The following is a 12,668-nucleotide window of genomic DNA, read 5'->3' as shown; positions in this document are numbered from 1 at the left end:
CTAGCAAAACGCAAAAATGCATCCATACCATAAATGAGAAGTCCAGCCCCTTTCCCGAGCTGAGTCGCCATGCAATTGACGACACTTGCCTGCAGACTTTGCAAGCTACTTCTCCTTTTCGCATTGTTTTTGCTATCAGTGCGATATGTCCACACTTACCCATCATCCATGACGCTGGAGCAGCAGCAATTATTGATCGAAATTTCCGACAAACTCGGAGTGACCGATTACGAGCTGCTTTATATCGGAGCAGTGATAACCATAGACCTCATTGTGGCGATCGTTCTCTATGTGATGATCATGAAAATCTGGCGCCGTTGCAGGTCAAAGAGCCGACGAGCGTTGGAACACTAACATTCATTTCTGGCCAGGATTCGCGCAGCAGATCATTCACGAGTACGACGAGCAGTTTCGGTCTTCAGGTCGTTCAGGAATATCTGCAAGGTAGTGCGAGCACGCGAACGCTGGCCGCGCGTCACGGGGTTGGGCGCACGGTGATCCGGCGCTGGGCGTCGAGCTACCGGGAACATGGCCTGGCCGGACTGCGCAGGAAAGTCAGCGACTACGACGCCCGGTTCAAGCCGCTCCGCTTCCCCGACCACAAGCTCGAACCGGATTACTGGGACTTCCTGTACTTCTCGTTCACGATCGCCGTGGCCTCGCAGACCTCGGACGTCGTGCTGCACTCGCGCTCGATACGGCGCGCGGCGCGCGCGCAGTCGATCCTGTCTTTCTATTTCAACGTCGCGGTGCTCGGCCTGTGCATCAATATCGCCGCCGGGCTGCTTGGCTCGTGACAACCTGACCTGACGTAAAGGCGCGGCATCGTGGCCGCCGCGATTGTTCAAGCGGCGGTGCCCCCGCTCATTTCCCTGCATCCGTGTAAAAGCCGCGCATCGACCGCAGGTTTTACACGGACCCACTCCCGCCCCATCCGCGCCATACTCACAGGCGCGGCTTTCTCCCGTCTCTCCCGGTTGGCACAGCGTTTGCTGGAGACCTTTGGTCGACCCAGGCCGGACCCGCGCCACCGCCGTCCAGCATGGCCTTGCGAATTCCTGTCAGGCGACATGTCGATCTTTGCACTACATTGACCTGTACGCGCCCTCGCCTGACGCATCCCGGTCAGGCGAAGACACGGCATCCGGCCCTGGAAGCCCAACGAGCGATGTGATCGCACAGCACGTGCATCCACAGCGCAGCAGGACGAACCTGGAACACGACCGATGGAAACTCCACACGCTTCCCTTGCGTATGCGCCGCGGATCTATTTCCTTCACCCCCTTCTCGTCGGGCCGATCGAGGCCTGGGCCGCCCAGTTCGGGCATGCTGCGTCGCTCGGCTTCGATCATGTGCTGATTGGCGCGCCGTTCCAGCCCGGGCGGGCTGGTCACGGTCAGATCGTCGCGGATCATGACCGCCTGCATCCGGTCTTCGACACGCAGCAACCGGCAAGCGAAGCGCTGCACGAGCTTGCCGAAGCTGCCCGCGAGCACGGTCTCAAGCTGCTGCTCGACATCGTGCCCGATCGCGTCGCCGCCGATGGCAAGCTCTTCAGCGAGCATCGAGACTGGTTTCACCCGTTTGAGCCCGAAGAAGCCCGGCTCGACCCGCGCCACGGGCACCGGGAAGACAACGTCGCGTATGCGAATTTCGCGGCCGATGGACCCGGGGCGCGACTGGTCGACTGGTGGACGCAGAAGCTGGTGTCGCTGGCGGCGGCTGGTGTCGGCGGTTTTCGCTTCGATTCGCCGCATAGCGTGCCCGCCGCCCTGTGGCAGCGGCTCGGCAGCGCCGTGCGCACGCAGCATCCCGGTGTGCGTTTTCTGGCCGCCACGCCCGGCCTTGCCCGCAACGATCTGCTGGCGCTCGAAGGCGCGGGCTTCGACAGCGTGTTCTCGTCGGTACGCTGGTGGGACTTCCGCGCCGCCTGGCTCACCGAAGAACACGCGACGCTCACCCGCATCGCCGCCCCCATCGCGTTCCCCGAACCGCCGTACGGCACGCGGCTCGTGGCCGATCTCGCCGATATACACGATGCGGGCGCCGTCGAGCGGACGTACCGACGCGCCCTGAATACCTCGGCGGCGGTCGGCACCGGCTGGCTGATGCCGATGGGTTTCGAATACGGCCTCGCGCTGCCGATGTCGTACACGCGCGGCAGCGAAGCCGACTACGCGGCCGCGCGGCAGTCGGCACGCTTTGACCTGTCGAAGAACGTCACACACGCGAACGCGCTCCAGCGCAACGTAGAGCCGCTCGCCACCGTCGGCGAACTGCGCGCGCTGAGCGGCCCCGGCGCGCCGGCCACCGTGCTGCTGCGCGGCAACCGCGCCGATCTGCGCGACGCCAGCGAGGCCGTGCTGATCGTCGTCAATCCCGATCGCGACATCCCGGTGCATGTCGACCCGGCGGGTTTCCTCGACGGCGTACCGGGAAGCTTCACCCGCTTCGTCCCGCTCGACACGGATGCCCGCAGCGTACCCGGCTCGCTGCAGCCGTTCACGCTGAAGCCCGGCGCGTGCCGCCTCTTCGGCGCGACGCCGGAGAACCCTGTCGTGCTCGCCCCGCCCATCGACAAGGCGACCAACAAGCTTAGCGGCCACAAATCGGTGCTGGACGCGATCGCCGCGCCGCGCGTGGCGATCGAAAGCGTGAGCCCGTCGTGCGACGGCGGGCACTTCCCGGTCAAGCGGGTGGTGGGCGAACGCGTCGAGGTGAAAGCGGCGATCTTCGCCGAAGGCCACGACAAGATCGCGGCCGCCGTGATCTGGCGCGCCGCCGACGAAACCGCCTGGCAAGAAGCGCCCATGCACCCGGCAGAGCCTCCCGGCCTCGATCTGTGGGCCGCACGCATTCCACTCGAACGCGTCGGCCGCCACGAATTCACGGTGATCGCGTGGCGCGACGACTACGCATCGCTCGTCGAGCACGTGCAGAAAAAGCTCAAAGCCGGGCAAACCGTCGAACTCGAAATCGAGGAGGCGAGCCATCTGTTCGCGCTCGTCCTGGCGGAGGTCGAGACGGCAGAAGGCGCGCTCACCGAGCCGCTCGCGCATCTCGTCAAGGAGTTCGCCAAGACCGATGCAGCCGGCCGCGTCGAACTGCTGCTCGCGCCCGCCACAGCGCGTGCGGTCATGGCCGCGCGTCATCGGCCGTTTCTCGGGCGCGATCCGGTCGTCTACCGGATCGAAGCCGAGCGGACCGCGGCCCGCTTTGCGAGCTGGTATGAGATCTTCCCGCGCTCGATGAGCGACGATCCGAACCGGCACGGCACCATCGCGGACGTCATCGCCAAACTGCCGCGCATCCGCGACATGGGCTTCGACGTGCTCTATTTCCCGCCGATCCACCCGATCGGCGTCACGAACCGCAAGGGCCGCAACAACACGCTGAACGCCCAGCCTGGCGACGTGGGCAGCCCGTACGCGATCGGCGGCAAGGAAGGCGGCTACACCGCGGTGCACCCGGAACTGGGCACGCTCGACGACTTCAGGACGATGCTTGCCGCCGCGCATGAGCACGGTCTCGAGATCGCGCTGGACTTCGCCATTCAATGCTCCCCCGACCACCCGTGGCTGAAGGAGCATCCGACATGGTTCGCGTGGCGCCCCGACGGCACGCTGCGCTACGCGGAAAATCCGCCGAAGAAGTATCAGGACATCGTGAACCCGGATTTCTACGCACACGACGCGAAGCCGGGCCTGTGGCTTGCGTTGCGCGACGTGATCCTGTTCTGGATCGAAGCGGGCGTGCGGATCTTCCGCGTCGACAATCCGCACACGAAGCCGCTGCCGTTCTGGGAGTGGATGATCGCCGACGTGCGCGCGCGCCACCCCGACACGATCTTCCTGTCGGAAGCGTTCACACGGCCGCGCATGATGTATCGCCTCGCGAAGGTCGGTTTCTCGCAGTCGTACACCTATTTCACGTGGCGCGAATCGAAGCGCGATTTCACCGACTATCTGACCGAACTGACGCAGAGCAACGCGCGCGAGGTGTACCGGCCGAATTTCTTCGTCAATACGCCGGACATCAATCCGCGTCATCTGCAGTCGTCGGGGCGCGCGGGCTTCGTGATTCGCGCGGCGCTCGCCGCAACGCTGTCTGGCCTGTGGGGTGTCTACAGCGGTTTTGAACTTTGCGAGGCGGCAGCGCTGCCGAACAGCGAGGAATATCTCGACTCCGAGAAGTACCAGCTGCGTGCGTGGGACTGGCACCGGCCAGGCAACATCATCGGAGAGATTACGGCGCTCAACCGTATCCGCCGCGCGAACCCCGCACTGCACACCCATTTGAATATCACGTTCCTGCCCGCGCACAATGAACATATCCTGTTCTTCGAGAAAGCGACCGAAGCGCGCGACAACGTGATCATCGTCGCGGTCAACCTCGATCCGTTCAACGAACAGGGCGCGGATATCGAGCTGTCATGGGCGACGTTCGCGCACTGGCATCTGCACGATCAGGCGGCGATCGAAGTCGTCGACCAGATGACCGGCGAGCGTTTCGAATGGTACGGCCGATGGCAGCACATACGGCTCGACCCCGGTGTGCGGCCGTTTGCGATCTGGCGCATCGCCCCCACCGGCGGGCTGCCACGCCCTGGTCCCGAGCCCGCCAGCGAGACGGACAGCGGGTTCGACTTCCCGAATGAAGGTGCGACATGAAACGCGACGATTCTCCCGAAGGCACCTCGCACGCGCACACGAGCGCCGCGACGTCTGGCGGCAGCGCCAGAGCGGGCAAAAGCACCGCGCGGCGCGGCAAACCGTCGGCCCTGCACGACGATCCGCTCTGGTACAAGGACGCGATCATCTATCAGGTGCACATCAAATCGTTCTTCGACGCGAATAACGACGGCGTCGGCGATTTTCCGGGGCTGATTGCGAAGCTCGACTACATCGCCGAACTCGGTGTCGATGCGATCTGGCTGCTGCCGTTCTATCCGTCGCCGCGCCGCGACGACGGCTACGACATCGCCGACTACCGCAATGTGCATCCGGATTACGGCAGCCTGTCCGACGTCAAGCACTTCATCCAGGAAGCTCATGCGCGTGGCCTTCGCGTGATCACGGAACTGGTCATCAACCACACGTCGGATCAGCATCCGTGGTTTCAGCGCGCGCGGCGCGCGAAACCCGGTTCGAACCAGCGCAACTACTACGTGTGGTCCGACACCGACCAGAAATACACCGAGACGCGGATCATCTTCATCGACTCGGAGCCGTCGAACTGGACCCACGATCCCGTCGCGGGCGCGTACTACTGGCACCGCTTCTACTCGCATCAGCCCGACCTGAATTTCGATAATCCCGCCGTGCTGCGCGAGGTATTGCACGTCATGCGCTTCTGGCTCGACATGGGCATCGACGGGCTGCGGCTCGATGCGGTGCCGTATCTCGTCGAACGTGAAGGCACGAACAACGAGAACCTGCCGGAGACGCATGCCGTCCTCAAGAAAATCCGCGCGACCATCGACGCGGAATATCCGAACCGGATGCTGCTCGCCGAAGCGAACCAGTGGCCGGAAGACGTGAAGGAATATTTCGGCGACGAAGACGAATGCCATATGGCGTTCCACTTCCCGCTGATGCCGCGCATCTACATGTCGATCGCGAGCGAAGACCGCTTCCCGATCACCGACATCATGCGGCAGACGCCGGACCTCGCCGAATCCAACCAGTGGGCGATTTTCCTGCGCAATCACGATGAACTCACGCTCGAGATGGTCACCGATTCCGAGCGCGACTATCTGTGGAATACCTACGCAAGCGATCGCCGCGCACGGCTGAACCTCGGTATTCGCCGCCGCCTTGCGCCCTTGATGGAGCGCGACCGTCGCCGGATCGAACTGATCAATTCGCTGCTGCTGTCGATGCCCGGTACGCCCGTCATCTATTACGGCGACGAACTCGGCATGGGCGACAACATCCACCTCGGCGACCGCGATGGGGTGCGCACGCCGATGCAATGGTCGTCGGACCGCAACGGCGGTTTTTCGCGCGCCGATCCCGAACAGCTCGTTCTGCCGCCTGTGATGGGTGCGCTGTATGGCTTCGATGCGGTCAATGTCGAAGCGCAAAGCCGCGATCCGCATTCGTTGCTGAACTGGACGCGCCGCATGCTCGCCACCCGTCGCGCGAAACAGGCGTTCGGTCGTGGCGGCATCCGCTTCCTGAAGCCGGAAAACCGCAAGATCCTCGCGTATCTGCGCGAAATGCCGGGCGAACCGGCAATCCTGTGCGTCGCCAATCTGTCGCGTGCGCCGCAGGCCGTCGAACTCGATCTGTCGGAATTCGCCGGTGCGGTGCCGATCGAGATGACAGCCGACTCCGTCTTTCCCGCGATCGGCCAGCTGACCTATCTGCTGACGTTCCCGCCGTACGGCTTCCTGTGGTTTCTGCTCTGCTCGGGTGGCCAGCGCCCGACATGGAGCCAGGCGCACTCCGAGCCGCTGCCCGAATTCGTCACGATCGTGATCCGCGAAGGGCAAACCGGGCCGACGCCCGAAAACGTCCGCCTGCTCGAATCGGAAGTGCTGCCGTCCTGGCTGAGCCGCCGCCGCTGGTTTGCATCGAAAGACCAGAAGATGCGCGCCGTGCGCCTTGCCGCGCTGACCACGATCCCCAACGGGGGCTTTGCGTTCACCGAAATCGAGGTGGACGTCGGCGACCATACCGAGCGTTACGTGGTGCCCATTGCGATTACATGGGGCACCGACACCACGACGCCGCTCTTCATGCAGCTCGCGCTCGCGCGCGTGCGCCGCGGCCGCAACGTCGGGCACCTGACGGACGCGTTCTCACTGCCGCTGTTCGCACACGGCGTGCTGCGCAAGATGCGTGAGCGCGCGGCCGTCCCGACCGTGCAGAAGAGCGAAATCCGCTTCGTGCCGACCGAGCGCTTCGACGAACTCCGCGAGCTGGGCGAAATGCCTGAAATCCGCTGGCTTGCCGCCGAGCAGAGCAACAGTTCGCTCGTGATCGCGGATGCGGCCGTGCTGAAGCTGGTGCGCCGGCTGGTCGACGGCGTCCATCCGGAAACGGAAATGAGCCGCTATCTGACGGAGATCGGCTATCAGAACACCGCCCCGCTCTACGGCGAAGTCGTGCGCGTCGATCCGGCGGGCGTGCCGCATACGCTGGCGATCCTGCAAGGCTTCATCGACAACCAGGGCGACGCGTGGAACTGGGCGCTCGACTATCTGCGCCGCTCGGTCGATGAACTCGCGCTGGCGGTCGACGGCAGCGAAGCGTCGTCGGACCGCGCTAACGAGGAAGAAGCCATCGAAGGCTATCGCACGTTTGCCGGCATCATCGGCAAACGGCTCGGCGAACTGCACGTCGCGCTGGCGTCGCCCTCGGACAAATCCGCGTTCGCCCCTGAGGAGGCAACGGCGGAACAGGTCAAGGCATGGACGGACGGCACGCAGTCGATGCTCGCCGCTGCGCTCGACGTCCTGAGCGAACGGCTCGACCCTCTCGATAACGACACCCGCGAACTCGCGAAGAGCCTGCTCGACCGCCGCACCGCGTTGACGGCCGCAGTCGCGCAACTCGTGCCGCCGGAGGCGAATGCGCTGCGCATCCGCATTCACGGCGATTTCCATCTGGGCCAGGTGCTGGTGGCGCAGGGCGACGCCTACCTGATCGACTTCGAAGGCGAACCGGCGCGCACGCTCGAAGAGCGGCGCATGAAGTCGAGTCCGCTGCGCGATGTCGCGGGCCTGTTGCGCTCGCTGTCGTATGCAAGTGCCGCGGCGCAATCCACCACCGAAAACGCGCCGCAGCAAACCGCCGATCGCAAACGTGCCCTTTTCGACCGCTTCCGCGGCTTTGCCGGCGAGGCGTTCCTCGACCAATACCGGACAGCGGTGGCGGACTCCCCGCAACCACTCGTGGCACCCGACTTCGAGGAAGCCTTGCTCAACCTGTTCCTGATCGAAAAAGCCGCCTACGAAATCCGCTATGAAGCGGCCAACCGGCCCACCTGGCTCGGCCTGCCGATACGCGGACTGGCCTCGCTCGCGAGCCGTCTGCTCGGCGACACGGGCACGCCGCACGACGCACCGGCAGCTGGCCCGAAGGCCGGAGGCGACGATGAATGACCGCGACCCGACCATCGGTCTGAGCCCGCTCGACATCGATGCGCTCATCGAAGCCCGCCATCCCGATCCGTTCTCGCAACTCGGCCTGCACCACACCGACGCCGGGCCGGTCGTGCGCGTTCTGCTGCCGAACGCATCGCACGTCACGGTGATCGCGCGCGACGACGGCCGCGCGCTCGGCGAACTCGCGCAGATCCGCTACGGGCTCTTCGCGGGCTTCGTCACCGAAGCGGTGCCGTACCGGCTGCGCGTCGACTGGCACGGCACACCGCAGGAAATCGAAGACACCTACTCGTTCGGCAACGTCCTATCCGACGAAGCATTGACGCGGCTGTCGCATGGCGATCCGTACGCAGTGCTCGAATGTCTCGGGTCGCGGCCGGTCACGCACGACGGCGTGCCGGGCGTGCGTTTCGCGGTATGGGCGCCGAATGCGCGGCGGGTCTCGGTGGTGGGCGACTTCAATGCCTGGGACGGACGCCGCCATCCGATGCGTCTGCGTCATCATGGGGGCGTGTGGGAACTGTTCGTGCCGCGCATCGGCGCGGGCACACGCTACAAGTACGAAATGCTGACGCGCGATGGCCACCCGCTGCCGCTGAAGGCCGATCCCTGTGCGATGCAGACCGAGCGGCCGCCCGCAACAGCGTCCGTCGTCGCGCACGTCGACGAGGTCGAACAGTTCGTATGGACCGACGGCGCATGGATGCAGTCGCGCGCGGGCAAGCAGACCCCGCAGTCGCCGATCTCGGTCTACGAAGTGCATGCGGAGTCGTGGCTGCGCGTCGCGGAAGAAGGCCGGCGCGGCCTGACCTGGTCCGAACTGGCGGACCGGCTGATTCCGTACGCGAAGGGTATGGGTTTCACGCACCTCGAATTCATGCCGATCGCCGAACATCCGTTTGGCGGCTCGTGGGGCTATCAGCCGCTCTCGCAGTTCGCGCCCTCGGCTCGCTTCGGCCGGCCAGAAGCATTCGCCGACTTCGTGAACCGCGCGCACGAAGCGGGGCTTGGCGTCATCCTCGACTGGGTGCCCGCGCACTTTCCGAACGACGCTCACGGGCTCGTCGAATTCGACGGCACACCGCTTTACGAGCATGCCGATCCGCGCGAAGGCTATCACCAGGACTGGAACACGATGATCTACAACCTCGGCCGCAACGAGGTGAGCGCGTTCCTGGTGGCATCGGCGCTGGCGTGGTTGAAGCGCTATCACGTAGATGGTCTGCGCGTCGATGCGGTTGCGTCGATGCTGTACCGCGACTATTCGCGCGCCGCCGGCGAGTGGGTGCCGAATATCTACGGCGGCCGGGAAAATCTCGAATCGATCGCCTTTCTGAAGCGCCTGAATCATGAGGTCCGCCACATGCCCGACGTGCATGGCGCAATCACGATCGCGGAAGAATCGACGGCATGGCCTGGCGTCACGGCGCGCGTCGAAGACGGAGGCCTGGGGTTCGACTTCAAGTGGAACATGGGCTGGATGCACGACACGCTCCACTACATGCACGAGGATCCGGTCCACCGGAAGTACCACCATCACAACATGACGTTCGGCATGGTCTACGCGTATTCGGAGCGCTTCGTGCTGCCGCTTTCGCACGACGAAGTCGTGCACGGCAAGGGGTCGCTCCTTGGCAAGATGCCGGGCGACCGCTGGCAGCGCTTCGCGAATCTGCGTGCGTACTTCGGTTTCATGTGGACGCATCCGGGCAAGAAGCTTCTCTTCATGGGCGGCGAATTCGGACAGATGGCCGAGTTCGATCACGATCAGTCGCCGCACTGGCATCTGCTCGACGACCCGCTGCATCACGGCGTGCAGAAGGTCGTGCACGACCTGAACCGCCTCTACGACGAAGAGCCCGCGCTGCACATGCTCGATAGCGACCCCGGCGGCTTCGAATGGCTGATCGGCGACGATAGCGGCAACAGTGTGTTCGCGTACCGGCGCGTCGATGGCGCGGGGCGCGAACTCGTGGCGGTGTGCAACTTCACGCCGGTGCCGCGGCTCGGTTATCGCATCGGCATGCCGCGAGCCGGACGCTGGAGCGAAGTGTTCAACAGCGACGCGAGCGTGTATGGCGGCTCCAACCTCGGCAACAGCGGGCTCATTTATACGGAGGAAGTCGCGAGTCACGGCAAACCGCAATCGGCCGCTCTGGTGCTGCCGCCGCTCGCCACGATCATCCTGCGGGCGGACTGATGCCGCCCGCCAGGCGCCGCGCGCGGCGCGGCTCGGGTGCGTGCCCGCCGGGACTTCCCGATAGCGAACGAATCAGAACAAGGAACGGGAAACATGTCGCATGCATTGCCCGACCGGTTGTCGCCGGGCTCACCCTATCCGCTCGGCGCAAGCTGGGACGGTCTCGGTGTGAACTTCGCCGTGTTCTCGGCGCACGCGCATCGGATGCAACTGTGTCTGTTCGATCCCACCGGTCGCAAAGAACTGACCCGCTTCGACCTGCCCGAAAATACCGACGAGGTGTGGCACGGCTATCTGCCCGGCGCGCATCCGGGCACCGTCTACGGGTTTCGCGCGGACGGTCATTATCAGCCGCAGCACGGCCACCGCTTCAATCCGCACAAGCTCCTGCTCGATCCGTACGCCCGCAAGCTCGTCGGCCAGTTCCGCTGGTCGGATGCGCTGTTCGGGTACCGCGTGCATTCGAACCGGCTCGACCTGTCGATCGACCGTCGTGATTCCGCGCCGGCGATGCCGAAATGCGTCGTGATCGACGAAGCTTTCGACTGGTCGCACGATGTGCGGCCGAATACCCCCTGGGGGGAATCGATCGTCTACGAAGCGCATCTGCGCGGCGTCTCGATGCTGCGCCCCGGGCTTCGCCAGCACGAACGCGGCACGTTCGCCGCGCTCACCTCCCCCGAGTTCATCGACCATCTGTTGAGGCTCGGCGTCACCGCTGTCGAATTGCTGCCGGTGCACGCATTCCTCAACGACCGCTTTCTCGTGAGCCGCGGCCTGCGTAACTACTGGGGCTACAACACGGCCTCGTTCTTCGCGCCAGAGCCGTCGTATCTGTCGGTGCATCGTCTCGACGAAATGCGCATCGCCGTGCGTCAGCTACATGCGGCGGGGATCGAGGTGATACTCGACGTCGTCTACAACCACACCTGCGAAGGCAACGAACTCGGCCCGACCGTCTCGTGGCGCGGCCTCGACAACGCCAGCTACTATCGCCTGATTCCGGGCGACGAACGGCATCACATCAACGACACCGGCTGCGGCAACACGCTGAACTTGCCCCATCCGCGTGTGCTGCAGATGGTGATGGATTCGCTGCGTTACTGGTCGACGGCGTTCAACATCGACGGCTTCCGTTTCGATCTCGGCGTGACGCTCGGCCGCGAGTACAGCGGCTTCGATCCCGGCTCCGGCTTTTTCGATGCGATCCGCCAGGACCCGGTGCTGTCGCACCGCAAGCTGATTTCCGAACCGTGGGACATCGGCCCGGGCGGCTACCAGCTCGGCAACCATCCCCCGGGCTTCTCCGAATGGAACGACCGTTTCCGTGACACGGTGCGCCGATTCTGGCGCGGCGACGCCGGCCTGCGTCCCGATCTCGCGGCGCGCCTGACCGGTTCCGCCGACCTCTTCAACCGGCGCAGCAGAAAGCCTTGGGCGTCGGTGAATTTCGTGGCGTCACACGACGGCTTTACGCTGGCCGATCTGGTCTCGCACGAGCAGAAGCACAACGAGATAAACGGCGAAGACAACAACGACGGCCACAACGAGAACTGCAGTTCGAACTGGGGTGTTGAAGGTCCGACCGACGATCCGGACATCGTCGAAACGCGCGCCCGCGTGGCGCGCTCGATGGTCGCGACGCTCTTCACGGCGCTCGGCACACCGATGTTTCCGGCTGGCGACGAATTCGGCCGCACGCAGCAGGGCAACAACAACGCCTACTGTCAGGACAACGAGATCTCCTGGCTCGACTGGGAGCGCGCGACGTTGCCGAGCGGCGCGCGGATGACGGAGTTCGTCGCGCGCGTGATTGCGCTGCGCAAGCAGCATCCGCTGCTGCGCGAGACGCGCTTTCTGTCCGGCGACCACGAAGTGCTGCCCGGTCTCTACGATGTGGGCTGGTTCGATGAACGCGGCGAGCCGTTGACGATCGAAGCGTGGCAGGACCCGGAAGGACGCGCGCTCACGTTGCGGCGCGCGGGTCCGGATCTGAGTGACCAAACGGAAGTATTGTTGTTGATGTTGAACGCGAGCGGCGAGGCGCTGACGTTTACCCCGCCTCCGCCGCACCTGGAATGGAATGTGCTCCTCGACACGGCTAATCCGGACGCGCCGCCGCGTCCGTTGACGACCCCCGTGCTGGATTTGGCCGCCCACGCGCTCGTCATACTGGCTGCGCTGCCTGTCGGTGATGCGGACTGGCAGGCTGGCTGGCGCGCGGGCGCGCAGTACGGCCCGCGCCTCCTGACCGCGCTGCCGCCCGACCCCGGCACGCAGACGCACGATTGAGGCGGAGCGCAGACACCGCGTGAGAGGCCCGATGGCGGGGCCCGGTTGTCCAACCGAATGGTG

At 64.8% G+C, this 12,668-nt stretch carries 4 protein-coding genes and 2 pseudogenes; all 6 read left to right on the top strand.

The window, feature by feature from the left end; translation table 11 throughout:
* Window positions 1-98 precede the first annotated feature (98 nt).
* Window positions 99-542: pseudogene (locus P3T23_RS03355) on the top strand (transposase); the annotation flags it as partial.
* A 39-nt stretch (window positions 543-581) separates the two neighbouring features.
* Window positions 582-797: pseudogene (locus P3T23_RS03350) on the top strand (DUF1345 domain-containing protein); the annotation flags it as partial.
* Between the two features lie 429 nt (window positions 798-1,226).
* Window positions 1,227-4,670, top strand: coding sequence for a maltotransferase domain-containing protein (locus P3T23_RS03345; RefSeq protein WP_429314753.1), 3,444 nt, complete (start codon window positions 1,227-1,229; stop codon window positions 4,668-4,670).
* Window positions 4,667-8,110: a maltose alpha-D-glucosyltransferase gene (gene treS, locus P3T23_RS03340; RefSeq protein ID WP_429314752.1), complete on the top strand. Its 3,444-nt coding sequence runs from the start codon at window positions 4,667-4,669 to the stop codon at window positions 8,108-8,110. The genes P3T23_RS03345 and treS overlap by 4 nt, the downstream gene beginning before the upstream one ends.
* On the top strand, window positions 8,103-10,313 hold the full coding sequence (gene glgB / locus P3T23_RS03335) for a 1,4-alpha-glucan branching protein GlgB (protein WP_429314751.1): 2,211 nt from the start codon (window positions 8,103-8,105) through the stop codon (window positions 10,311-10,313). Before treS ends, glgB begins: the two co-directional genes overlap by 8 nt.
* 93 nt (window positions 10,314-10,406) lie before the next feature.
* Window positions 10,407-12,605 (top strand): glycogen debranching protein GlgX, encoded by a 2,199-nt coding sequence (gene glgX / locus P3T23_RS03330; RefSeq protein WP_429314750.1) that lies wholly within the window; start codon window positions 10,407-10,409, stop codon window positions 12,603-12,605.
* Window positions 12,606-12,668 lie beyond the last annotated feature (63 nt).

Origin of the sequence: Paraburkholderia sp. GAS448 (assembly GCF_050435685.1) — a bacterium.
In the GTDB taxonomy this organism is placed as follows: domain Bacteria; phylum Pseudomonadota; class Gammaproteobacteria; order Burkholderiales; family Burkholderiaceae; genus Paraburkholderia.
The sequence above is the reverse complement of the archived record's forward strand: the minus strand, read 5'-3'. Positions and strand labels throughout refer to the sequence as shown.

Coding starts and splice junctions, on each gene's coding strand:
- P3T23_RS03345 (WP_429314753.1), top strand. CDS start 1,227: ATGGAAACTCCACACGCTTCCCTTGCGTATGCGCCGCGGATCTATTTC.
- treS (WP_429314752.1), top strand. CDS start 4,667: ATGAAACGCGACGATTCTCCCGAAGGCACCTCGCACGCGCACACGAGC.
- glgB (WP_429314751.1), top strand. CDS start 8,103: ATGAATGACCGCGACCCGACCATCGGTCTGAGCCCGCTCGACATCGAT.
- glgX (WP_429314750.1), top strand. CDS start 10,407: ATGTCGCATGCATTGCCCGACCGGTTGTCGCCGGGCTCACCCTATCCG.